Source organism: Haloarcula marismortui ATCC 43049 (assembly GCF_000011085.1).
GTDB lineage: Archaea > Halobacteriota > Halobacteria > Halobacteriales > Haloarculaceae > Haloarcula > Haloarcula marismortui.
The window spans coordinates 41,918-64,693 of record NC_006397.1 but is presented as its reverse complement, the minus strand read 5'-3'; the positions used below and the strand labels follow the sequence as shown (position 1 = coordinate 64,693).

The 22,776-nt window shown below is 55.4% G+C and carries 23 protein-coding genes and 3 pseudogenes; 16 read left to right on the top strand and 10 right to left on the bottom strand.

Annotated elements, in window-relative coordinates:
- Positions 1–7 precede the first annotated feature (7 nt).
- Positions 8–211: a hypothetical protein gene (locus tag RR_RS20090; RefSeq protein ID WP_004966845.1), complete on the bottom strand. Its 204-nt coding sequence runs from the start codon at positions 209–211 to the stop codon at positions 8–10.
- A gap of 408 nt (positions 212–619) precedes the next feature.
- Positions 620–1,543 (bottom strand): glycosyltransferase, encoded by a 924-nt coding sequence (locus RR_RS20085; protein WP_004966847.1) that lies wholly within the window; start codon positions 1,541–1,543, stop codon positions 620–622.
- A 42-nt stretch (positions 1,544–1,585) separates the two neighbouring features.
- On the opposite strand from RR_RS20085, the gene RR_RS20080 reads away from it, so the two are divergent.
- Together RR_RS20080 and RR_RS20075 are read left to right on the top strand one after the other, a co-directional pair.
- Positions 1,586–2,008, top strand: coding sequence for an ArsR/SmtB family transcription factor (locus RR_RS20080; RefSeq protein WP_004966848.1), 423 nt, complete (start codon positions 1,586–1,588; stop codon positions 2,006–2,008).
- Between the two features lies 1 nt (position 2,009).
- Complete coding sequence (locus RR_RS20075; RefSeq protein WP_004966849.1) at positions 2,010–2,321, top strand: DUF7521 family protein; 312 nt, start codon at positions 2,010–2,012, stop codon at positions 2,319–2,321.
- Positions 2,322–2,444: 123 nt separating this feature from the next.
- Here RR_RS20075 and RR_RS20070 read toward each other — a convergent pair whose 3' ends face one another.
- On the bottom strand, positions 2,445–3,353 hold the full coding sequence (locus tag RR_RS20070) for a type II CAAX endopeptidase family protein (protein WP_011225041.1): 909 nt from the start codon (positions 3,351–3,353) through the stop codon (positions 2,445–2,447).
- Positions 3,354–3,787: 434 nt separating this feature from the next.
- Positions 3,788–3,892 (bottom strand): annotated as a pseudogene (locus tag RR_RS21965) (IS1595 family transposase); the annotation flags it as partial.
- 517 nt (positions 3,893–4,409) lie between these two features.
- Between RR_RS21965 and RR_RS20065 the strand changes: the two are divergent.
- The 5 genes from RR_RS20065 (at position 4,410) to RR_RS20045 (ending at position 10,808) form a co-directional block, all read left to right on the top strand.
- Positions 4,410–5,150 carry a hypothetical protein gene (locus RR_RS20065; protein WP_049939207.1) on the top strand — a complete coding sequence of 247 codons (741 nt, stop codon included), beginning with the start codon at positions 4,410–4,412 and terminating at the stop codon, positions 5,148–5,150.
- Positions 5,151–5,194: 44 nt separating this feature from the next.
- A complete protein-coding gene (locus RR_RS20060) occupies positions 5,195–6,988 on the top strand; it encodes a spermidine synthase (protein ID WP_011225042.1) in 1,794 nt (597 codons plus the stop codon).
- On the top strand, positions 6,988–7,467 hold the full coding sequence (locus RR_RS20055; RefSeq protein ID WP_011225043.1) for a DUF2617 family protein: 480 nt from the start codon (positions 6,988–6,990) through the stop codon (positions 7,465–7,467). Before RR_RS20060 ends, RR_RS20055 begins: the two co-directional genes overlap by 1 nt.
- A gap of 16 nt (positions 7,468–7,483) precedes the next feature.
- Positions 7,484–8,425, top strand: coding sequence for a hypothetical protein (locus RR_RS20050; protein ID WP_011225044.1), 942 nt, complete (start codon positions 7,484–7,486; stop codon positions 8,423–8,425).
- Between the two features lie 76 nt (positions 8,426–8,501).
- A complete protein-coding gene (locus RR_RS20045) occupies positions 8,502–10,808 on the top strand; it encodes a pentapeptide repeat-containing protein (protein ID WP_011225045.1) in 2,307 nt (768 codons plus the stop codon).
- A gap of 253 nt (positions 10,809–11,061) precedes the next feature.
- Here RR_RS20045 and RR_RS20040 read toward each other — a convergent pair whose 3' ends face one another.
- Entirely contained in the window at positions 11,062–11,886 is an 825-nt protein-coding gene (locus RR_RS20040; RefSeq protein WP_011225046.1) for a hypothetical protein, read from the bottom strand.
- A gap of 57 nt (positions 11,887–11,943) precedes the next feature.
- Positions 11,944–12,222 (bottom strand): hypothetical protein, encoded by a 279-nt coding sequence (locus tag RR_RS20035; protein ID WP_004966100.1) that lies wholly within the window; start codon positions 12,220–12,222, stop codon positions 11,944–11,946.
- Between the two features lie 986 nt (positions 12,223–13,208).
- Here RR_RS20035 and RR_RS20030 point away from each other — a divergent pair.
- The 9 genes and pseudogenes from RR_RS20030 to RR_RS19995 all read left to right on the top strand — a co-directional run bounded on the left by RR_RS20030 (position 13,209) and on the right by RR_RS19995 (position 20,422).
- A complete protein-coding gene (locus tag RR_RS20030; RefSeq protein ID WP_011225048.1) occupies positions 13,209–14,489 on the top strand; it encodes a Cdc6/Cdc18 family protein in 1,281 nt (426 codons plus the stop codon).
- Between the two features lie 549 nt (positions 14,490–15,038).
- Positions 15,039–15,911 (top strand): ParA family protein, encoded by an 873-nt coding sequence (locus RR_RS20025; protein ID WP_011225049.1) that lies wholly within the window; start codon positions 15,039–15,041, stop codon positions 15,909–15,911.
- A complete protein-coding gene (locus tag RR_RS20020) occupies positions 15,904–16,386 on the top strand; it encodes a hypothetical protein (protein WP_004966858.1) in 483 nt (160 codons plus the stop codon). Before RR_RS20025 ends, RR_RS20020 begins: the two co-directional genes overlap by 8 nt.
- A 675-nt stretch (positions 16,387–17,061) precedes the next feature.
- Positions 17,062–17,335 (top strand): annotated as a pseudogene (locus RR_RS22855) (ISNCY family transposase); the annotation flags it as partial.
- A 447-nt stretch (positions 17,336–17,782) separates the two neighbouring features.
- Positions 17,783–18,151, top strand: coding sequence for a UPF0175 family protein (locus RR_RS20015; protein WP_004966860.1), 369 nt, complete (start codon positions 17,783–17,785; stop codon positions 18,149–18,151).
- Positions 18,148–18,654 (top strand): hypothetical protein, encoded by a 507-nt coding sequence (locus tag RR_RS20010; protein WP_004966861.1) that lies wholly within the window; start codon positions 18,148–18,150, stop codon positions 18,652–18,654. The genes RR_RS20015 and RR_RS20010 overlap by 4 nt, the downstream gene beginning before the upstream one ends.
- Before the next feature lie 32 nt (positions 18,655–18,686).
- Positions 18,687–19,271: pseudogene (locus tag RR_RS20005) on the top strand (transposase); the annotation flags it as partial.
- A 338-nt stretch (positions 19,272–19,609) separates the two neighbouring features.
- Positions 19,610–19,897: a hypothetical protein gene (locus RR_RS20000; RefSeq protein ID WP_004966863.1), complete on the top strand. Its 288-nt coding sequence runs from the start codon at positions 19,610–19,612 to the stop codon at positions 19,895–19,897.
- Positions 19,898–19,900: 3 nt separating this feature from the next.
- A complete protein-coding gene (locus tag RR_RS19995; protein ID WP_004966864.1) occupies positions 19,901–20,422 on the top strand; it encodes a winged helix-turn-helix transcriptional regulator in 522 nt (173 codons plus the stop codon).
- Here the strand turns inward: RR_RS19995 and RR_RS19990 are convergent.
- Genes RR_RS19990 through RR_RS19975 form a run of 4 tightly spaced genes read right to left on the bottom strand, consistent with a single transcriptional unit; the run spans position 20,419 to position 22,433 of the window.
- Positions 20,419–20,961 carry a hypothetical protein gene (locus RR_RS19990; protein ID WP_004966865.1) on the bottom strand — a complete coding sequence of 181 codons (543 nt, stop codon included), beginning with the start codon at positions 20,959–20,961 and terminating at the stop codon, positions 20,419–20,421. The two genes, RR_RS19995 and RR_RS19990, sit on opposite strands and share 4 nt — an antisense overlap.
- On the bottom strand, positions 20,961–21,248 hold the full coding sequence (locus RR_RS19985; RefSeq protein ID WP_011225052.1) for a thrombospondin type 3 repeat-containing protein: 288 nt from the start codon (positions 21,246–21,248) through the stop codon (positions 20,961–20,963). Before RR_RS19985 ends, RR_RS19990 begins: the two co-directional genes overlap by 1 nt.
- Complete coding sequence (locus RR_RS19980; protein WP_004966867.1) at positions 21,232–22,101, bottom strand: FAD:protein FMN transferase; 870 nt, start codon at positions 22,099–22,101, stop codon at positions 21,232–21,234. The genes RR_RS19985 and RR_RS19980 overlap by 17 nt, the downstream gene beginning before the upstream one ends.
- 5 nt (positions 22,102–22,106) lie before the next feature.
- Entirely contained in the window at positions 22,107–22,433 is a 327-nt protein-coding gene (locus tag RR_RS19975; protein ID WP_004966868.1) for a hypothetical protein, read from the bottom strand.
- Positions 22,434–22,776: the final 343 nt, after the last annotated feature.

Genomic DNA, 22,776 nt, shown 5'->3' with positions numbered 1-22,776 from the left:
CACCCGACTACTCAGAAAGGTCCGCATAGAGTTGAGTAAACCCGCACTCCGGACAGAGGTATGCAGAAAGTGGGGCTTGATACCCGACACCGAGGCGGTCGAGGATACCGCCGTCTCTCTCAGTTTCGATGTAGAGGTCACCGACGCCTTCGGCAGTTACGTTTGTCTGCTCCATCAGGACATCACAATCCGGACAGGATCGTTCGCTCATGTCTCAGTATCGTGTTTCGCTCATCATACGCAAAAAGACCTAGCCGCTGTTTCATTGGCTGAAATGCTACTATCGGCATCTCCCTACGTTAAACACATGCTCTGGCTCTGTATGCAGCACTCGACTTCTATCAATCTTGAACTCTGGTTTGCTTCGATGGGTCTCACGGTTCTCGTCGGGTTTGTTGTCGCTGTACTGGCGGCTACCGGTGAATGATTGTTGCTGACTACAGCTTCCGGGTCCACGATGTTCCTGACAGAACCAGGGTAAATCGTTGCCATTGTGCTATACAGAGGGGGTATGGCGTATGTTCTAAGGCCAGCATACTACGGCTGATTAAACAGCCAGAGAGTCAAGCAGATTTGGCAGGCACGGATATCTGCGCAGATTAACGTGGCCCAAAGAACGCTACTCGTTCAGTACTTCAACATCAAACTTCGAGTGCCAACGGTACCGTCGCCCTCCCCAAACAAATGTGTCCCGGGCGAAAGCATACAGCCCCAAGGGGACAGCGGCTACAAGTGCTGGTACCGTTAGCAGTAGCGAGGCTCGTCGAACCCCGAAGCTAGCACTGACACCGGCTGTCAGTACCGTTAGTACCACCGCGAGGAGCGGGAAGAAGACACAACCGATGAGAACGGCGACCAACACACCAAATGAGAGTTTCGCTACCGTTGGATCATGCGTTGAGAAAATCTGGTTGAACCGGATATGGCGTTCAAGCGTCTGCCGGAGACTTCCACCCATTGGCACCCGGCGTACGCGTTGAACTGATGTCACACTAATGTGTTCCCCGAGGAGACCATCGTCGCTGATCGTCTGGCGGAGCTCCGAAAGGAACCTTTCCTCGTCAAGAGCACTTCTGTCAAATATGACAGCCCCGCCCCAGGCGTGGTCACCCATGTATGTCCCGAGCGTGCCCCCAAGGACATAAACAGGCTCTAACAGGACTGCAAGCGGATCTTGACCGACGAACGCCGGCAACTCTGTTGTCGGGCCGTATTCGGCGTAGTCCTTGTGGAGGCGGTCAAGCCAGTCCGGGGGGTGATGAAAGTCATCGTCGGTCCAGACAAGACGGTCGTGATTGGCGGCTTCCATCCCAGCGGCAATAGCATTTGCTTTCCCGGAACACCCGACAGGGTCGCCAGCAGGGATGAACTGGACGTTCTCCGAGAGCGGTTTTCGGTCCACAACCGGGTCGTCCTTGCTATCGTGGATGATGAGGAGTTCGTCTTCGGGACCTAATTGTGCGGCGACGTCGTCGCAGGCGGCGGTCCAAGACACCGTTGGGAGGAGGACACTTGTTGGCGTGCGTGTCTGTCTGTTCGACATTCGTACTCGAAACGTGAGCGCGGATATGGATGGTAGTTTCTTATGACTTCTCTGACTGAAGCCAGACAGAAAGCCCAGAACGGCACAACCTATATTGACGAACCAAGAGATGGCCCGCTTACAGTGTCCGACGTGCGAGATCCTGAAGCACTCGCAGACCTGCTCGGTGACGAGTGTGCGCGCACGATTCTCGTCGAGGCGAAAAAGAAGCCTCGCTCGGCGGCAGAGCTCAGCGACTGCGCCGGGGTCTCGGAGCCGACAGTCTACCGCCGACTCGAACGGCTCCGAGAGTACGATCTTGTCACCGAAGATATCCAGCCAGTCACCGATGGGAAGAATTACAAACTCTATCGGACAGAACTCGATGGCATCGAACTCGATCTCAGCGAAGACGGCTTCGACATCACGGTCTCGCGTCGGGACCGGATGGTCGACCGCTTCACACAGTTCGTAGAGGGTAGCTGATATGCTCGCCATACTCCAACTCAATCTCGAAACGTTACGAACAGTCCGCCAGGTCAGCGAGATAGTTCCGATGATTCTCGGACTGGCAATCAGTTACCTTGCCTACACGGCGTACCGGCAAAACCGGAGCCGCCCGATGTTGTATATAGCGATCGGATTCATACTGGTGTTGTTCGTGCAGGCTCCGCTGGCTTTGATATTTATTCACATTCTGGAACTCCCCACCCCGCTACTCAATAGCCTCCTTCAGATTCCTGAGTTTGCCGGCCTGGGACTGATTCTCTACGGCTTGTGGACCCCGCGGCGGGACTGAACCGCCTGTCGAACATTGAACTTGACGATTGGGTCAGGGCGTCACACGAATTTTTGTAGTCAATTGCCGGTCATCGCCGGAGACGGGGTCAGGATGACCGGTAATTCGTTACAAAAGTCCGTATCAGTCGGACGGTTCAGTTCCGTGTCCATCGCTGGAGGGATTACCGGACACGGCTCCGTCAGTCGACCGGGAACCCGTCCAGCGCGGCTGGACGGCTTCGTTGTGTGAAAGCGTTTCAGGACCGTAGCGGACGACGAACAAGGTAGCGAGGACCCCGAACGTGCCGGTCAGAATCGCCGCGTATGGGACCGGCACTGCTGCCGCGCCGCCGACAGCCTGCCCGGGGACGTTCACCGCGGCGTTGAGCGTCCCGTGAAACAGTACGGCACCGAGAACAGATCCGTCCGACGCGTTGTAGTACCACGTGAGGATGACCGCAAAACAAACCACGCTGGCAGTGTACAGAACCGGTGAGTGGGGGTACACGTCGTAGACGAACATCGGGACGTGCCAGAGTGCCCAGACGCCACCGACGAGAACACTCGCGGTGAGCGCACTGAACCGCTTCTGGAGATGTGGGAGTGCGAATCCCCGCCACCCGAACTCCTCGTTTCCACCGGTGAACAGTGTCGCCAGCACCAGATTAAACAGGAAGAGCGGGGCCAGTTGCCCAAGGGAACTGCTGTCGGGAAGCCCCACGAGCGAGAAGACGACGACAGCGACTCCAAGGGCCCCAACCACCGGGACGGCGATTGCGAGTCCGTACCAGCGGAGTGGTCGTCGCCAATCGAAAATCGTTGCGAGCCAAGCGTGGACTGATTCACCACGGAGGCGTGTCACGACCGCTCCCGCGGCTCCAGGGCCGAAGGCTCCGAGGACTATTCCCAACATCCATAGTCCCGACCGTGAGGTAGTTATCGAAAACGTCGCAATCCACACCGTCCAAGAGAGTCCGATTGCCAGTGCGGAGAACACCACAACCGGATGTTCGTTGATGAGTCGTGCGAGCAGCGAGCGGTTCGATTCCATCACACTCGGAGAAACGGCTGGAATACCTATCAGGGACGCCGGCCGGCTTCATTCGCTGAAGTTACCGTCCACTCTTATACTACCCGTCAGTTGAACATTGCCGAATCGGGATATCTGCTCCCAGGAACGCTTTGACGGTACAGAATCCCAATCTGCTCTAATAACAACTGGTAGTATATACTTAGGGTCCGGATAGATTGTGAGCGAAATCGCAGGACGGCAGAAATCAATTCCCACAATTACTCTTGGCGGTCGGTATAGCTTGAGACCCACTTGCTCTCAGTGAGCAGTTCTACTAACGGACCGATTCATCCGAGTTAGCACGGAATCGATAGTGACGGTTCGCTGTACTTAATCTCTACGCTCATATGAAGCACGTTACTGGTGAGTCAGAGAACGGTTCGGACGATTTCTTTGAGAGCTTCTCGACCAGGTTAACGTAAGATTCGGCGGCGAAGTCGGAAAGCTCTGAGATATGGCGTGAGCTTATCTTTTGAGACGCCTCGGTGCGGCGAGAGCCACGCGTCGCACAGAGCCGCCTCAGGCGCTGTCTGTCAGAGGTGTTGCTCAACGTTTTCGCACTCTCAGGCGCTCTCTCGGACGAATCGTCCGAGTTTCTCTTGTTTGATATCAACCATGCTTGCGATTCCTTGGATAGATTTGTTGTTCACAGGTCGAATGAGTCCGCGAAAGTACTGTGTCCCACGACGCCACGTCGTCTCCCAGTTTGGTCACGAAGAGCCGTCGGCTCTCGTGGCGAAGCACGCCTGGTACTGTCTGAGAAAGCCTGCCACATTCCCGTGGTTATGTGCAAGTTCGGTCATCGCAGTGCTTCTTCAGCTGCCACAATCAGCTTGCCGAATTAGCCCCCAGAAGTAGTGCTAGTCCGAGCTCAGTTTGGGTAGCATTGTCCGTGCGACCACACCCACGACCCAGTAGTCGGGGACGGCTCGGGGATTCGTCTCTATTCACTAGTTTCATGCGCGGAAGAGTATCCTTACGTGAAACACGCTTTTGAACAAAAAAACATTTTACATACACCCACAAAGGCCTGCTGTGGACCGACGTAGATTCCTCCATGGCGCAGCCCTCCTTCCGACAGCCGGTCTGGTCGGACTCTCTGGCTGTAGTAGCTCAGAGAGCCCGCCACCACGCCGGTCCCGAGTCCTCAGCACAGTTACAATCGATAGCGCCCAACTGCTGGCTGAGCTCGTTGACGACCCGTGGGTAGCCACCAGACGAGACGGCGTCCCAATCAATGGACAGAACGCGCAGTCACTCGACAGCAACGCCAAGGATTCACCGAGTGGACTGTCGGTCATCGGCTCGCTGAGTCCCGTTGGAACGGCCCAAGCACAGAAAGGCGGTGGTGGCGGTGGCCGCGGTGCTGTTGGTCGTGGCCGAGGCTCCTCCTATTCTGATGCGCCTCGTACTGGACGAGGCCGTGCCAAGTACCACGGTGGCGCCTACGTTGGGACGTGGTACGATGACCACGATGACGAGGTGCGCCGGGCCGAAACCGAAATCTCCGAGGTGGGAATTGCCCGCATCGGCCCAGTAAGCGACACCGACGAGGAGCTGCCTGCGCCAGGGCCAGTTTCGTGGGATGAGACGTGGCAAAATCCCGACGATACAGTTAGTATCGACGTCACGAACGCAGGCTGGTACCGAGTCGGCACACACACTACCGCAGCCGACGGCACTAATCTCGGCTGGGAGGCCGTCGATGTCCTCGTCAAGGACGACAATGATACCTACAGCATAGCCCAGAAGTGGAAGGTTTCACCCCGAATTTGACCCGCAGCTCGCCCGTCCGCCGTTCGTTGCCCTGAGTCCCCCCAATGACACCACGACCGCACCATCCGCGCCACAGCGTCCCGCTGCTGCACGCGCTCACGTTTATCGTTGCGCTGTGTAGCTTTGCGTACGAACTCGTCTTTGCCGAGCTCTACACAGTTGTCTTCGGCGGGAGCGTCACTCAGTACGGCCTCACTATCGGATTGTTCTTTTCGTCGCTGGGGCTAGGATCGTTCCTCTCAGGCCGATTGGAGACAGACCCCGAGTCGAACTTCTTCCGTGTCGAAACGTACCTCGCCGTCGTTGCACCGCTTGGGTTCCTCCTCGTCATCCTGCTCGGAACGCTCAGATACCCCGCTGCATACGCGCCACTAGTCGGCGCGATTGCCCGGCTCCCGATTGTCACAATCGGGTTCCTCTCAGGGTTCGAGTTGCCGCTGTTGACCACACTATCGGAATCGGTTCGGGATACGGCGCGGCCCCCCTCCAGTATCGCCCGCGGGGTTCGGCGACTCACCAGCCATCTGAATCGGGCCTTTGGAGTGGTGTTGGGCGCCGCTTTTAGCATCAAGCGGCGAGAGGGCAAGCCGAGCGACCCAGCCGATGAAACAAGTGCCTATGCAGCAGTATTGGGCTTTGACTACCTTGGCGGGTTAGTCGGCTCACTTGTCTACGTGTTCTTCCTCTATCCGGCAGTTGGACTCATACCGTCGGTGTTCGTCCTTGCGTTCCTGAACGGCGTCGCTGCGCTAATCTTCGCGAGCACGACGGCGAACACACACAGACCAACGCTTCGAAGCCGACTCCCACAGCCAGTAGGATCAACGGGGAAGGCGCTGTTCGCAGTCTGCCTGCTCGTCACAGCAAGCACGGGCGCCGCGGCTGTCAACGCGGGCCCGGTTGGCGAGGACGTCTCTGAGTACTACTTCGAACGAGAATTCGAGTTGGAGTACGCTCCGGGGGCGATGGACGTTGCTGTCACAGACACGTGGACGACGAGGTACCAACGCGTCACGGAGTACAACCGAACGTGGACCGGCAGCGGCGACAACCCGTACTTCGGTGCCACCACGGAACACTGTCTCAGATTGGATTCCGCTGTCCAACTCTGTGAGTCGTGGGCAGACAGCTATCATCAAGGGCTCGTCGACGTCCCGCTGTCGATGTTCGAAAATAGTACTGACACGAAGGTTCTCCTCATCGGTGGGGGCGATTGGGCGGCGATGGACCGACTGCAACGACACGGGGTTAGTGTCGACCACGTCGATATCGACGGCGAGTTCATGCAGCGGGCGAAGACCGATCCGTTCCTTGCGCAGTACCACGACGGAGCCTACCGATACCAAAATAAATCGACGCGCGTGCAAGACGCGTTCCAGTACCTCGAGCAGTCCGAGCAGCGCTATGACGTAATCTTGCTGGACATCCCTGGGGCGACCGACGACGACCAGCTCCCGCTATACTCTGTGGAGTTTTACAGTCAGCTGCGCCAGCATCTTACAGCAGACGGCGTGATCGCGACGTGGACGTATTCACGATACAGCTACGCCCAGCACAGAACCGCGTACTACAACACGGTTCACAAAGCCGGCCTGACGAGTGCAGCACCGTATTTCGCATGGGAAGATATTGACGCAGATGGCGAGACAGAGCGCGTCGAGCGGTTCACACTGCTCGCACCGGCACCGCGCGATTCGCTTTCGCCACATAACGGCACAGCATACATGAACCGCTATCAGCACCGCTACCAAGCGGTCGAGTGGGTAGACACGCCGAGATACGCCGGTGTCCGGCCGAATAGCGTGTTCCATCCAAACTACGATATCCTCATTAAATAATGGGCGACACAACACACCAGACCACGACTGAACTCTATCTGGCACATCCTGATGTGCCGCCGTCGTTCAACGCGATGGATGTAAAACAAGCACAGACGCTCCCCTTCTGTGGGGAGACAGCTACCTTCCGCGTCATCGGCAACTCACACGCCGTTACTGCCGACTCGCTCGGGTTCCATGAAATTTGCTCGTGCAAACCCATCTCCGAACAGGATGCCGAGGTAATTCCGCTCGAACAGGGCTGTACGGACTCACTTGCGAGTCCACACGGTGTGTCTAGCATGGCAATGACTCTCCCACTATCGGAATTTGACCCGGAAGCGGACTACGACCTTTGCTACGAGTTCGGGCCACGTGCCTATACGGCGATCACGACCGACGACAGGACGTTCGAGACGTACCACACCTACCCAGAGCACGACTTGCTGGTGGTTACCACCACAAGCATCGCGCAGTACTGGGCCCCGACTAGCATCTAACGGACCGATTCACACCATGAGCGAGTACACAGGCGACGTGACTCTCAACGGCGGCATAGAGACACCGGTTCGGATGTCCGGACTGGAAGACATGTATGTACAGCCCGACTCGATTGACGGCGATCTCGACTTGCGGAACGTCGAGTACGTCTTCACCGGCGTGCCAATCACACCGGCTGCTGACGTGGCTGACCCGGTGACTGATATCACCGGTACGCTGGAGGATGGCTACACGGAACCGGATGGCGTCCATGGTGACCTCGCGGTTGGCACAGCCGAAGACGTGTTCATCGCCCACGGCGCTGTCGATGGGGCACTCTCAGCGCGTGGCCCCGAACAGGTCTTTGACGCCGGCACAAGCGATGCGCCGTCTCGTGACCCCGCAACCTACGACGTCACGGTAAGTGGCTGGCAACAACAGCGAGAGGTAACGGATCCCAACACTGGGGTCGTTCTCTCAGGCTGTCAGTCCACCGTTAACGTGACAGGCGCGACAGGCAGTGTCAGCTGCTATCTCATTGGGACGAACAACGAACTCATTGTTCGCGGCGATGCCGCTGTCGAGGTCCATATTGTCGGTCGGGACAATCGAGTCGACCTGGGTCCCTACATCGACGTCGACACGGCCGTCGAAACCGGGTTCGACAATACGATCGACGTGCAGCCGTTTCCGGCCGACGATCTCATTGAGACGACCGAAGACGAAGCGTACAGCGCGGTCACGTTCGGCCGCGCGAAGGTGACCTATCAGTCGGTTGCCGAAGATGAGGACTGGTGTCGAGGGTGTGGTGAAGCCGCTGATGCGATCATCGAACGCCAACAAAAGGAGGCGTTCTTCATACTGGGGACACCAATCATTACGTACGAAGAAGGAGGCGGCAGCTACGAGTGCGAACACTGCGCACACTCCGCCCCGGATACGTCGCTCACTCCGGAGGAACGGCGTGAGATTTTTTGAACGACTATGCTCCAAATAAACAATCACGCTACTGAATAGCTACCCCAATGCCCAGTTCACTCTCCCCTAGCGACGTATGAGCTCAGTCCCCGACGCCGAGACATGTTCGTATCGCTTTGACCCGTCAAACGAGACAGACGCGTATATCGAGACAACATGGGAGTGCCCACACGAGTCTCACGCAGAGAGCGACAACTGCATCTTCCATATGTCGCGTGCCGAGCGCCGGTCACTCGATGTGACCGACGACGATATCGTGCAGACACTCCGTGAGAACCTCACCTCTCAAGACCCGCGAAGTAACGAGTACGTCGGGGCCGACCTTCCCACAATGTCGCTCACATATCAGCAAATCGACGGGGCGACAAACCATCTGCTCAACTTCCAACATGCCGATATTGCGGCACTAGACATCACCCACGGCCACATTGCGCAAGGAATCAATCTCCGGGAGGCGACCATTGGCAGTCTCAAGCTCGACGATGCCATCCTATCGGGTATTCTTGAGGCGACAGCAGTCACGGTCACCGACGAATTCTCGGCGAATGAGACGACGTTCCACGAAGATGTCCGCTTTTCTCAGGCACACTTTCACGGTCGTGTCGACTGCGATGAAGCGATCTTTGATGAGGATACGAGCTTCCGAGACGCATCATTTACCGGGGAGACCTCATTTCGGAACATCACCGCACGTGGCTCCAGCCACGAGTTAGACGATCATATCTCCTTTGCTGGCGCTCACTTCGAGTCAGCCGCATTGTTCAATCGCGCAGCGGTTGAGTGTGCGACGTTTGCCGACACGCAATTCGACGATGATGCGACGTTTACCCACGCGATATTCGGTGATGACACCACATTCGCGACTACAGAGTTCCGCCGGTCAGCAACGTTCAATGAGGCCACGTTCAACGAAGACGCTACGTTTACCGACGTTACTGTCGATGGACGTGCCAACTTCCGGGGAACCGAGTTCAATGGCGGCGCCCGTACCGTTGAAGATGATATCGCATTCGACAATGCGCATTTCCGTGGGGATGCTGATTTCAAGCTAGCCCGGTTCCGGTACGCTGATTTCAGCGAAACCACCTTCGATGGGCGGCTCAACCTCGACCGTGCGGAGTTCGAAGCCCGGGTCGACTGCCATGATATGCACGTGCTCGGCGACCTCTGTCTCGACCGGGCGGTGTTCAGCGATCCTGTACATGCCCACGACGCCACCTTCGAGGGCTCTGTTAGTGCCTTCGAAACGGAGTTTTACGCCGACGCGGATTTCGTGAACGCGACCTTTGGTGGGCCTGCGACCTTCGATGAAGTGCGGTTTCACGAGGACGTGAGCTTCAAGAGAGCGACGTTCAAGTCCGAAGCCAGCTTCGTGGGTGCGCTCTTCGAGGGGGAAGCAAAATCGCTCGAAGATAACGCTACATTCGAGGAGGCGGTCTTCGAGACCAACGCTACGTTTCGGGAGGCTACGTTCACGAACCTGTCTCTATGGGATACTAGATTCGCGGTCGAGGTTGATTTCACCGGCGCGACCGTTACTGGTGAGGTGCATATCCGTCTCCACGCGCTTGACGATGATATCTATATGAATTTCGTCAGCGCGAGTATTAGTGGCGGCCAAATCGTCGAACCCGGCGATTCCAATATTCCATTCGACTTCACCGAGGCCACAGTCGGAAACGTCCAGTTGGGAAGCGAGAACGGGTCCGGTGAACTGCTTGATCAGTTTCGGTTCTGCCGTACTGACTTCGACCATTTCGACTTCTCGGATCACCACTCGTACTTAGAGCGGAACGACTGGGTTCTACACGAGTTCAGCGGGAACAACGCGACTGGCGATTTCAGCGTGGAAATGACTCCCGACGTGATTGAAGAGACCTACCGGAAAGCAATGACGAGTGCCAACGACGTCGGCGATACGCCCGCGAGTCGCGAGTTCGAATACAAGCGGTTCCACTACAACCGGCGAAAAAATCTCAGTCTCATCAGAGACGAATACTCGCTGGACGCAACGACGAAGGCAAAGAAGGGGGCTAGTGTCGTCCTGAACCGTGTGATGCAGTTTACTTGTGGCTACGGGAATCGACTCCCGCGGATTGCTGCGCTTACGTTTCTTCTTCCACTCGTATACGGCATTTTGTATGTCCTCGGAGGCCCCTTGGAGACTGGGGCAGGCGTTGTCTGGAATGCCGAGGACCAGCTGGCAGTAATAGGAAATGGCATCTACTACTCATACATTTCCTTTTCTACCATCGGCTACGGCGGAATCGGTCCTATCGGGTGGGGAGCGAAGCTCCTCGCGGCGAGTCAGGGGATGCTCAATGGACTCCTGTTCACGCTGCTCACGTTTACCCTGTTCAAGCGGGTGCTTGGTGGGAGTTAGCCACGCCAGAAAGGTAGTTGAACGCGTCCACCGAGCACTGAAGCTACCGAAAACCGACCCCGCCAAGGTACAATCCGTTAATTGATACTAAACAACATATTTGATCCAGCACTGCCATCATCAAACCACTACTGCTCACGCGTGCATACACACCACCGCTTCCGGTGAAAAACCACCAGACTACAGTAGTATTTACACTCGAAACACGGTGTGGTGAACCTGGGATGTGACCATGCTCAGCGCAGGAATGGCCCTACACTTCGAGTGCCTCCATCGGCTCAACCTCGAAGGTCAGCAGATGCGACCGGAGTTGGGCGTAGGCCCCGTCACCGTCAGTCGTGACACAGTACCGATTTGGCCTTGCCTGACGAGGATTGCCGTCGTTCTCTTGCCACGCCGCCAGCGTGAACTCAAGCGCCTCCAACTCGCTGTCAGCACCCTCAAAGACGGCCGCGACCGACGGCGTCCCGTGGTTGTCAGCGACGTAGGCAACCTCAACACCGTCGTGGTTGGCGTCAAGTTTCGTCCACCCATCGAGTTTGTCTGGCGGGTCCTCAGCGAACTGCTCGATTTCGCGTTGGGTCAGTTCGGCTTCTGCGGCGTCGCGCCATGCTTGCTTGATGTCCTCGGCTTGGGACCGCTCGATCTCCTGAAGGACGTCGCTGTCGATACAGTCGGCGGCCCACGCAAGCACGGTCTTGGCCTTCTTGTGCTTCTGCTCGGGTTCGCCGTTTAGCTGCCCGAAGTTCATCTCTTGGGGAAACATCAAGAGGACATAAGAGCGCCAGTAGCCGGGGCTAGCATCACATTCCTCGTCGGCATTGGGAGCCCACGACTCCATCGAGGTCCGGACTTCCTCGTGGTGTCCGAAGCCGGTTCGGACGCCGCCGGCACGCAGGACTCGCTCCGCAAGGTCGATGGTTCGCTCGCGCTCGTCAGCGGGCGCTTCATCGGGGCGCTCAACGTCGGCGTAGAATGGCAAGCCGACTTTGCTGATGATCGTCTCTTTGTAGTTTGAGGTAAGCAGCGGTTCATCAACGAAGATCGGGTCAAACGGTGGTTCGGCTGTCGGCAACATACTGGAAAGCCTCCAGCCATGGAGGCGACACAAAATCGCCCTGCGGCAGAGTCCGATCTAGAGGTACTGGTCGGCGGTGTCGCCGTGGTTCGCTTCCAGGGCTTCCCAGTCCGCCATCGCGTCGTACTCTGGTCGAACCTCGCCGTCCGAGAGCATATCGTCGACGAAGGCTTGGACTTGTTCGTCGACGGGCGCGCCCTGCAGGTCGCGCTCCCGAGCCATAAACTGGATACCACAGAACGAGCGTCCGTCTGCTGCAAGTTGCCAGAGCAGGAGCTTTCGGTTCTGGTAGGTTGCGAGTTCGGTCAGCAATGCATCGTCTGGTGGATTGGACATTGTGTGGAACCTCCGACTGTGAGGGTTGCACAAAACGGACATAGTGGGCAATATCTCAATCGCCTACATGATGTATTAGAACAAACAGGAGGCCTGAGTTCAGTTAGATAAACAGATGTCTCATGTGGTACAGGATAGCTGACCTGAATAATTTCAGCTGCGATGTTATGTTTAATCTGTCCCTTTTCATGAGAGCCTCCAGATGAGACTTCCAACGCAAACACCTACACAGGCGGCGTAATTCAACTCTGATAGTGCCTGTCTTGCTGTATCGGTCGTGGAGAAGTGGGACCCCCCGGTTTTCACGAGAGTTAATATGGACCAGTTAACCGGAATTTTGTTCCCCACCCCCCACATTTCACGAGAGTTCAAGAATAGCAGCGCAGCTCCTAACTCATGAAATGTGGGGTGTAGTATGAACAGAGCAGGTCATCAATTGTGTAGTAACTCAGAGAAAGCACGGAGTCCAGACAGTGAGTGGAGAGGGATTGATGGTCTCTCAGTGAATCAAATGAAGAGCAACGCGACCGTAGATTCCTATGGATATAGGCTACTAGCGATGGATGTCGTTTGTTAGCGACAATCCATGAGAAGTTGATGTCTCCTTACTCATGCAGGTTGATCTCTCCCCCTCCCCCCATATTTCATGAGAGTTGCTGTAGGGGAGGGGAGGGAAGAAATAATGTCTGACGTTTCTTGCTGGGACCTCACTAGAGAATTAAACTGAACCTAACGTATTACGGATCCTGTTCTAATCTATCTGTATTAAATCTTCTTCTCATTCAGAGTTTCATTTTGCCCTCTCTTCCCCTCCTCTCTAACGATACTCTCGTGAAATCTGGGGGGAGGGGGTTAGTGCAAAACGTCCCAACTCATGTGAAAACCGACGCATATGTCTCATGAAGCAGTGGGGGCATCTCATGAAACAAATGAGTCCCATGAAGCGGTGGTTTTATTTCACATAGATTGTATCTATCGGGTATACGATGGGACTCGAACCGTTCTCTCCTGACTCCACTATCTTCCGAGACGAATCGGTCCTACGGGACGGGTATCAACCTGACCGCCTTATTGAGCGCGACACAGAACTTGAGCAGTACCAGAGTGCGCTCAAACCTGTGATTAACGGTGCGCCGCCGAAAAACCTATTTCTATATGGCCAGACTGGAGTCGGGAAGACACTATCTTCGAGGATGGTCGTTGAACGACTGATCGAGGATCAGCAAAATATCGACGGTGTCGATGTTCAAGTAATTGAGCTAAATTGCAAATCGCTGAACAGCAGTTATCAGGTGGCTGCAAACCTCATTAATCAATTTCGTCCGCCAACCGAGCAAATCAAACCGACCGGGTATCCGAGCGGGATGATCTACAATATGTTGTTCGATGAGCTGGAAGCACTCGATGCAACACATTGCTTGATCGTACTTGACGAAATTGATGCCATTGGGAATGATGATGACATCCTGTATAAGCTTCCACGGGCGAACGATAACGAGAACGTTGAAGATACACTGGTTGGGGTAATCGGTATCTCGAATGACTTCACGTTCCGCGATAACCTCTCAGCGCGTGTGAAGGACAGTCTCGCTGACGAAGAGATCCATTTTCCACCGTATGATGCGAACGAACTCGGGAACATCTTGAAACAGCGTGCTGGTGAGGCGTTTCACGGTACTTCGGCTCAGCGACTTGATGATGGCAGTTATGAGTTACAGTCTGATATTTTGGAGGGCGATGTGGTTCCGTTGTGTGCAGCGTTTGCCGCACAAGACTCTGGAAGTGCCCGACAGGCGCTGAAGCGATTGTATAAGGCTGGAGATCTGGCACGAGATGAGGAGTCCGACGTCATCACCGGAGCGCATGTGAGACAGGCAGACGAGATTGTTGAGCGCGATAAAGTGCGCGACGAATTAACTCGCTTGCCAACACAGAGTAAACTGACTCTCTACTCCCTATTACTGTTGGAGCGGGAGGATGAAACGCCGTCCAAGCGTAACCGAATTTATGAGCGGTATGTAATGGCTGCAAAGCGTATCGATGCGGATGTGCGGACTGACAGAACGATTCATGACCGGTTGTCACAGTTGACGCTGAAAGGATTCCTGGACGTAGATGAACAGAATAAGGGCCCCAAAGGGGGCTCATACTATGAGTACGAATTTTCGATTCGCGCGGATTTGGCACAGGAAGTACTTCAAGAGGACGAGCGGTTAGCGGAGTTGTTTGCTACAGACGAGACATCGACGACGTTAGACTCGTTCTGATTCTGTCGTGATCCGGATTAACCAACAACAAGATCGGCTACAATTGGTTGTTGGCTAATACTTATCTATACTCTATAGCTTGATAGCCAGCAACTTTACTTACCGGGGGTTAGACAGACAACTCCGATTTCGGAGCCGAGACACTCTGATTAGTTTGATGATCACGATCAGTTTTTTGTAGTGAACGGCTAGTTACAACCTTATTCTGCCGCGAGATACTGCGGATTCCGTCCATTCCGTCAATTAATGCTTGGTGATCACATTAGTACACAAAATGTAGATTATGCAAATTTTTCGAATTATGTATATTTCGGTGATTATGGCAAAATAAGGATTGTAGCAACAATCTACATAATATACAAAATGTAGATTGTGTGGATGGCGTACGCAATCTGTCTGACGCAGAATTAACATGGATGAACTTCATTAGTATCGTATGAGTCGAGCAAAACCTACATTATCAACGAAACGCACACAACGTTTAATATTCGCACAATGTGAATTATCTGCAAAATGTACAAAATTCATTTGTTACGGGAGTGCTGACCTATGAGTGCCGACGAGTTTGAGGGGCTCCCTGGAGCAGCTGTCTCGTTGCTAAAGGGCGGCGTAGGAAAATCCACGATCGCACTCAACATCGCTGATAGACTCGCTGCTCGCGGCCATGAGACGGTACTCATAGATCTGGATAAGGACGGGCACATGACGACCCAGCTTGGGTACGATGATGCCTACGATCGAGATATTAACCTCGGTGACGCCCTCATCAATGGTGAGGACCCCGAGGACCTCCTTATTGAGACGGATTTCGGCGTTCACCTGCTCCCGTCGAGCAACGATCTCGAGAATGTGGAGACGAGGCTGAAGGACGAACGATTTGCAGATGTGAAGCTTCGGCGGAACGTCGTTGATCCGCTCATTCAAAACGGATACGACTACGTGATAATTGATGCGGCAGGTGGCCGAGGGAAACTTTCTGACAACGCTCTCATCGCAGTCCAACGTGTCATAGTCCCGCTGATCCCACGTGCTGGCTCGATTAACGGTCTCAATAAGATGATTGAACGTCAAATTTCTCCAATCCGGCAGAATATCGGGTTAGACATCCTCGCAGTTACCCCAAATATAATTCGAGAAACAATGGGGCAACACAACGAGCATCGGACCCTCGTTGAAAATCTCAATCGAGAGTTCGGTGCGTTCGTCCCTGAGTACGCTCGTATCGACCCAGAGATATTCGATACTCTTGATGATTCTGATCAGACCGTTGAGAGTATTCCAAAGCCTGGAATCCGGGAACGGACTGCGATTTCCCGCGCGTTCAAGCAAGGAATGCCCGTCTCAGAGTTCGACGAAGACTGTGACCAGATCCCGAATTTCGACCACTTGGCGGACCTCGTGGAGGAACACAGCCATGCCTAATGAGGACGACCGTTTCGGAGACGTCGCCGAACAGCTCAAACAAACGGAGGAAGAGACGGCGCCAGACGACGAACGTACTGACACGGAGGATGAACCGCAACCGGATGAGGAGATAGCTACTGAGGACACAGAGTCGGAGATTGAGTCCGCACCTGATCAAGATAAGGAGGATATGGACGAATCCACCGGCGGGCCGGCTTTCTCCTTTGACGAGACCGATATGCACGGCTTCTATGTCCGAGAGGAGACGTGGAATGGCGTCACCCGAATGCGATCCTCGGTGACTGCCGTATGCTCAATGTTTGATGTCCCCGAGTTCGAGGGACGAGAGTTTCAAGATGCGTGTCTCCGGGTGATTGCGGACCACGGTGACGAGGTCGCCCTCCAGATCCTCCGAGAGCGTGGTATCGAAGCTGATGAGGAACGTGTTCAGGAAGTTGTGGAGATGCTGAGCGAGCAGGCCGCGAACGACTAAACTCGGATTTGTCTGATTCGCTTCACGATCTGGGTTTCGCACATAATGTACATTATGTAGATATCTCTGATCCCAATCCGCTTGCAGTCTTGCGATTATTCGCGGAACTGGGTCCAGGCGGCGGTTGCGTGTAGTCCAAAATAACGATCCCAATGCGTGGGAGTCCACGGAGAACTGAACGAGCATACGGCCGTGACCGTCAGTGTCTATGCGTGGTCTGAGTTGCGTGTGGGCCATCGCGCCAGTCGATGGTCCACACAGCTACGACTCGTGCGAAGGCATTCGAACCGCTCCACGAGAAATCAGGGAAACACGCCCGTATGGTCTGGGGACTGCAGACCGAAGCGTGACCCAGAAACCAATGTCCTGACGGGCCTTTGTCTCGCAACCCACTGGTTCGGTCACGACCAATACAACGATGTCGAAATCGTTCTCACGTGGCTGCCGATCACGATCGGTAGCACACAAAACCATGATACGAACCCCGCTGGGACGCTAGTACTACTGATTTCGAGCTTGTGGCCCGGCTTCACTTAATGGGCTCTACCACAACTGGAACCACGAAACCGCGCTCTGCCAGTCCTCGACGCCGAGCCATCACTACTCGACGCGCTCGGCGTCGATTCTCGTCCTGATTAATCAACGCTGTACAACGCCTGCCACGAACGATTTACTGAGCAGTTCGCAGACGGAAAGACGGCACCGGGGGGAACCGCATTCGGTCGTGCTTGGCGCGACCGATTCCCTGAGCGATTCAAGATGTTCATTCAGACGTCCGCCGAGCGCATTCTCAGGGTTGCCCACGAGCTGGGCAACCCGCTCGGCTGTGGGCGCTCGAACCAGAGGACAAGAGCTATGTCTCTATCCGATCCGAGCAGCGTTACATCGAAAAAAAGGCAAAGCAGGTAACGCGGCGCTGTGTGAGTACGTGTTTCCGGCGATGGACCTCGACCGACCAGCTGAAGGAGCGCGGTACCACGTCAAGACGAGCGAGCGGGCACTCGCGTACGTGCATCGACATTCCTCCCATCGCCAGGCATGATCTCAGACTCGGACCACCGGAGTAATCACCTGAGTCGTGGCGGGCTTGTCAAACGGTCCAGCGGCAGCGCTGGCCCGCCTGGGCGGATTTCCGACAGTCGTCGACTCCAGTTGTCACGTCACAGCTGACAGACTCATCACGCGCTAATTTTGCTTCATTCTCAATCCATTACAACCGCTAAAACGGCTGAATTCCCACGCATCAGACGTCTATCTTGGTCTCCTAGCAGGCAAAAATTATGTTGCTTATCAAAGGTCAGAATTTGAGCGTAATAGTTGAGACCAGTCGTCGCAATGCATATCGTATTCTGACGTAGTTCATAAATAGTATGAAGTCGTAGTCTAGGAGAGAACGATGGCACGAATTACCGGTTCTTACCCAGATGACCTTGACCTCCTCATTGAGGGTGCTGTCGAGGCTGGTGTGTTTGGTGGCAAGAGCGATGCGTTGCGCGAGTTCGTGCGTGAATACTTCGAGGACCACGAGAACGAACGGATTGCAGCTGCGGTCGCCCTCTACGAACGCGAGCGGATCACACTCGGTGATGCTGCAAGACTCGCTGCTGTGGACCGCTGGACGATGCGTGACATCCTCCGTGAGCACGGTGTTGAACTTCGCCTCGGACTCGTTGACGAAGACGACGCAGCCTACGAGGTAGAGGCAGCACGCGAACTCGAATTCGATGATGAGGACTCGTCTGATGAGGAGCCACGTGCTAAATGACAGGTAACGATCTCCCAGCGAACCCGAGCGTCTTGAACACGACTGTCCTCTCGAATTTTGCGTACATCGATCAGCTGTGGATAGTAGCTGACCTTTCTGGAATCTGTACGGTACCAGTCGTTCGTGAGGAGCTCGAACACGGCGTTGCTAACCACCCATATCTTCAGGAAGCACTCGATGCGCTTGACGACGAAATCCCAGTTGCGGCGATTTCGGATACTGTCGCAAACAGAGAAGCCGTTGTTGGGGAGCATCTCGATCCTGGGGAAGCACAGGCGTTCGCCCTTGCCGACGCACACGACGGTCGACTGCTGACAGACGACGGAGATGCTCGGTCGTTTGCGAAAGATCAGGGCGTGACCGTTGTGGGGTCGGTTGGCGTTCTGTTGGCTGCAATCGATGCTGGGAGGATCGACGAAGCCACTGCTGACGAGTGGCTGTCGAAGTGGATCGATGAGATCGGCTACTACGTCCCGTATCGAACGATTTCGGAGTATCGATGACAGGCTTGTTCGAAGTTCAAAACGCCTGATTAGAAATTATCGAAGATCTGCTTAACTCTGCCGAGAACCTCGTTCACGTCGATAACGTGCTGATGGACCGGGAGTTCGACAGCCAGCACATTCTGGAGATGCTCAGCCAGCGTGGACTGTCGTATGTCGTGCCGAAGCGGATGCAAACCAGCGAGAAAGCGCAGGCCAAACGGTTGCTCCAGCGGGGTCAAGACCGATACGAGACTGATAGGAAACTACATCTCGGGAAGAATGAGTGGCACGAGACAACACTACTCTATCGGCGAAAGGAAGATTCTGAGCATGGCGACCACCGTCAGTACTCAGTGTTTATAACGAATACCAGCAGTGCTTTTCTCACCGAGTATAGGTATCGGTGGGAGATAGAAAGCGGCTACAGGTCGATTAAACGGCTCATGGCCGCGACGACATCGAAAGACTTCGGACTCCGGTTCTTTTATTTCGCGTTTGCGTGCCTGCTGTACTCGATTTGGCGAGCAGTGGATCTACTCGCGCAGGTCGAATTGACCGGTGAATACGAACACTCGGCAATTGTGACAGCCGACAACACGCTGACGTTGCTGAAGAAGGAGACAGGAATCGGGTAGCAGGGTGCTTGGTTCGGGTTAGCGCGGTGTTTGAGTGGCTACACTGCTGGAAGTCTCGAAAATTTGCCCATTTGATTGGCAACGTACCAAGAATAGCCATCTGGAGAGTAATTTGAGGCAGCTCTCGCGGACTGAATCGGCTAAAAACACGCATCACAGTCCCGCTAGACCCCCTGTAGTCTCAACTCCCCCATTCAGGCGCAGAAGTTGAGACTGGTCGTCTCAATACATAAGATTGGATTCGACGGTTGGACGCCAATCGTTTTCCCCGCTACCCTTCGATTGAATTGTATCGATTGCCGAGTACGTCGCTCCGGCTGTGTATACAGATACAACGTATGCCCCTCGCTCAACTCCTCGAACAATACGTTAGTCTGGGTATCTTCGTCCTCGCGGCAGGCCTGAGTGTACTCAGCTTCCTCGCATGGCGGCGGGAACGTGATCGTCGTATGTGGATCGTTACGCTCGGGTACGGGATGTTTGCCGTCTACGGGCTCATCGTGTTTCTCGAGTATCCGTTGCTTCCGTATTTCCCGTACACCACGCTCGAACTGCTTGAACACGGGAGTGCGATTCTGATCCTTGGTGGCCTCCTGGCGTTCTTCGTCGCTTTGACGCGGGACTGAGCAATGTCGGATCCGGATCTCGAACTGGCCTCTCGGCGGGAAATCTACCAGCGGATAGCCGACACGCCGGGCGTTCACTTTCGTGCGCTCCTCGACGAGCTCAAGTACGCACAGGGGACACTCCAGTACCAGCTCAGGTGGCTCGCCGACAAAGGCCTGATCGACGTCTCGGACGACGGCAAGTACACGCGGTACTATCCGGCTGCCGAGTTCGACGAAGCCGATCGGACAGTGATGAACGCGTTGCGCCGGGAATACAGTCGCCGCATCCTCGCACATCTTCTCACTGACAGCCCGCTTTCGACGACTGAACTGAGCGAACGCCTCGACAAGGCGCAATCGACGGTCTCGTGGCATCTATCAAAGCTCGCCGAGGCCGACCTCGTCACGAAAGAACGCGACGGCCGAAGTGTGGTCTACGAGGTCAGCGATCCCGATCGCGTCAAGTACCTCTACACGGTTCACCGGCGCTCGTTCACGGACAAAGTCGTCGACCGTATCCTCGGCCTCTGGGACAGCTACTAATCCGGGATCGCGTTCGATGGAATCCCTCGAAGCACCAACAGACGCAACAGGAGCACGTACACGAGAAACGCCACTGAGGGCCCCAGCAGAGGACGGATGAGTCCCGTCAGGTCAGTCCCGATCGCTGCAGCATGGATTGTCCCGAACGCGAACCCAGCATATGCAAATGAGTGGACGACGCGTGGCCCCCACGGTCGCTGGAAGCGTTTCGCGTCAGTAAAGCCTAGAACTGCGACGACAAGCATGAGCAGTGCCCCCGCACCCACGGCGACGCCGCCGAGGAAGTACGGCATCGAGTATGCCGGCGCTGGAACCTGTCCGGTGACGACGAACCACGCATCAAGCACACCGAGTCCTGCGTGTAGCAACGTGACGATCATCGCGAACACGGATAATTCAATATGGATTCGTTGAGCGGCCTCGTGGAGCATTCCAAATGACTCCGTGTTGTAGAGAATGCCCGTGAGAACAGCCAGATACAACGCCGGATATGTCACGAGTGCGGCACCTCGGTCGAGGAGCCAAACGAGTTGTGACATTACGATGCCCCCGTCGTTTCGACGACATCAGGACAGCCGTCCGCGTCCTGGAACCCGTTTTTCGTTTCCGGTCGTGTCGGACACGTATCCGCGGAGTCGTTGATACTATCGCCGTCGTAATCAGCTGGGGCCTGTCTCGTTGAAACGGTCTGGTCGACAAGGTCGCTTTGTTTTTGTTCGGTCGCTTGGGCGGCACGCACGTCTCCGATCTGCCAAAGAGCAGGGACAGCCACCACTAAGACGACGATTGCTACGATGGTGGTTCGTTGCTTATGTGTCCAAGACATGTGTCTCAAACCCTTCTGTTGGATGAAAGACGCCGTCGTGGATGATGAGTGCCTCCAGACCCTCCCATTCTGATGCTAATTCGCGTGCCTCAGCAAGTGGGAGTGCTGCGATGGTTGTCGCCAAGGCGTCGGCTTCCATACAGTCCCGGCGCACCACGACAGTGACCAATTCATGACGAGAGCCGAGGGATTCAGTGGTTGGATCGTAGACGTGGTCAGTCCCGTTTCGCGATCGTCGGTAGCCGCCGGACGTTGCGACGTACCAGTCCGTGTCGAGGATCTTCAGCGGTGTGTCGTCGCCGTACGGACTCTCGATGGCAACCGGGCCTGTCGGTGGAGACATATCCCCGCCACCACTAACGAACCCACGTCGACCAACACCGCCGAGTGCCTCGCTTGCCCGGTCAACGATGTACCCTTTGGCGAGGCCATTGAGATCGAGTTTGATGTCGGTAGTGACGTGGGGCCCGCTGGTCCGGACAGTTCCGGTATCGAATCCGTCTGGTGGTGTTTCGCTGTCACCACGCAGGAATGTTTTGAGCTCGTGTTCGAGGCGGCCTTGATAAATATCGAACACCCCGTCGGTCCGGTCGTTGTATTCGAGCCCACGCCGGACGATACGCGCGATGTGTTCGTTCGCGATTTCCCCTTCACGGTTGAGTTGACTGACGGCACTCATCTCATCGAAGGCGTTCAGCTGTGCTTCGAGTGATTCAGCCGTTTCTTGGGCCGCGGTTGCCGCAGTCTCGGCCCGAATGCCTGTCGCCTGAATCCGAAACGTCGTGTCACAACAGCTGAACGCGCGGTGGGTGTCCCCGAACCGTTCGCACACTGATGCGAGCGATCTCGTCATCTCGGTCACTCGTCCTCTTCGTGTTCGTCGTGTTCCTCTTCGTATTCCTCCTCCTCTTCGTGGTCGTCGTTTTCTTCGTACTCCTCGTGTTCCTTGTCTTCGTAGCTGGACTGGGTCTGGACTGCTGGCGTGAAGTCCTGATTCGGCGTCGGCGCATCCGCAGCGACCTGTTGCGATGCGTCCGACGCCGTCGAATCGGGTGAGTCGGTTTGGTCGCCAGCCTGCGCGAGGCCGCCACCGGGCAGAGTAAGGGCCCCGGCGACACCAGCTGTAAGGAGCGCACCGACGAGCGTGAAGGCGACGAGTTTGTTTTTCGGGACGGGAACGCGCATGGTTAGCTGTCCCTCGGTTTAGAACCGATAGCTTTGACGTGTCGGTCGTTGCGTTTTGCCATTGCAAATAGAGGGTTGAGACAGCCTTAGTAAGTCGTTCGCGTCCAACCCTCGAATCTTCGTACAGTTATCGAATCGGTTCAGAGCGCGAGGTGGGTTCTGAGTATATATGTGACATCGTTATTGAGCAACTGGCAGTCTGGCGATTCGCCGCATTGTCTTTCGACGAATCTCCCGAAACCACGCATTATAGCCCCGCTAAATTCGGTGTAGTCTCAACTTCAGTTTCGGAATTCCGTATAGCAATATATCCTTTATCAACACCGACAGAGCCAATAATTGC

Coding starts and splice junctions, on each gene's coding strand:
- RR_RS19980 (WP_004966867.1), bottom strand. CDS start 22,101: ATGACGAGATCGCTCGCATCAGTGTGCGAACGGTTCGGGGACACCCAC.
- RR_RS20055 (WP_011225043.1), top strand. CDS start 6,988: ATGGGCGACACAACACACCAGACCACGACTGAACTCTATCTGGCACAT.
- RR_RS20000 (WP_004966863.1), top strand. CDS start 19,610: ATGCCCCTCGCTCAACTCCTCGAACAATACGTTAGTCTGGGTATCTTC.
- RR_RS19990 (WP_004966865.1), bottom strand. CDS start 20,961: ATGTCACAACTCGTTTGGCTCCTCGACCGAGGTGCCGCACTCGTGACA.
- RR_RS20070 (WP_011225041.1), bottom strand. CDS start 3,353: ATGGAATCGAACCGCTCGCTGCTCGCACGACTCATCAACGAACATCCG.
- RR_RS20010 (WP_004966861.1), top strand. CDS start 18,148: ATGACAGGTAACGATCTCCCAGCGAACCCGAGCGTCTTGAACACGACT.
- RR_RS20015 (WP_004966860.1), top strand. CDS start 17,783: ATGGCACGAATTACCGGTTCTTACCCAGATGACCTTGACCTCCTCATT.
- RR_RS20040 (WP_011225046.1), bottom strand. CDS start 11,886: ATGTTGCCGACAGCCGAACCACCGTTTGACCCGATCTTCGTTGATGAA.
- RR_RS20060 (WP_011225042.1), top strand. CDS start 5,195: ATGACACCACGACCGCACCATCCGCGCCACAGCGTCCCGCTGCTGCAC.
- RR_RS19995 (WP_004966864.1), top strand. CDS start 19,901: ATGTCGGATCCGGATCTCGAACTGGCCTCTCGGCGGGAAATCTACCAG.
- RR_RS20085 (WP_004966847.1), bottom strand. CDS start 1,543: ATGTCGAACAGACAGACACGCACGCCAACAAGTGTCCTCCTCCCAACG.
- RR_RS20030 (WP_011225048.1), top strand. CDS start 13,209: ATGGGACTCGAACCGTTCTCTCCTGACTCCACTATCTTCCGAGACGAA.
- RR_RS19975 (WP_004966868.1), bottom strand. CDS start 22,433: ATGCGCGTTCCCGTCCCGAAAAACAAACTCGTCGCCTTCACGCTCGTC.
- RR_RS20035 (WP_004966100.1), bottom strand. CDS start 12,222: ATGTCCAATCCACCAGACGATGCATTGCTGACCGAACTCGCAACCTAC.
- RR_RS19985 (WP_011225052.1), bottom strand. CDS start 21,248: ATGTCTTGGACACATAAGCAACGAACCACCATCGTAGCAATCGTCGTC.
- RR_RS20025 (WP_011225049.1), top strand. CDS start 15,039: ATGAGTGCCGACGAGTTTGAGGGGCTCCCTGGAGCAGCTGTCTCGTTG.
- RR_RS20050 (WP_011225044.1), top strand. CDS start 7,484: ATGAGCGAGTACACAGGCGACGTGACTCTCAACGGCGGCATAGAGACA.
- RR_RS20075 (WP_004966849.1), top strand. CDS start 2,010: ATGCTCGCCATACTCCAACTCAATCTCGAAACGTTACGAACAGTCCGC.
- RR_RS20045 (WP_011225045.1), top strand. CDS start 8,502: ATGAGCTCAGTCCCCGACGCCGAGACATGTTCGTATCGCTTTGACCCG.
- RR_RS20090 (WP_004966845.1), bottom strand. CDS start 211: ATGAGCGAACGATCCTGTCCGGATTGTGATGTCCTGATGGAGCAGACA.
- RR_RS20020 (WP_004966858.1), top strand. CDS start 15,904: ATGCCTAATGAGGACGACCGTTTCGGAGACGTCGCCGAACAGCTCAAA.
- RR_RS20080 (WP_004966848.1), top strand. CDS start 1,586: ATGACTTCTCTGACTGAAGCCAGACAGAAAGCCCAGAACGGCACAACC.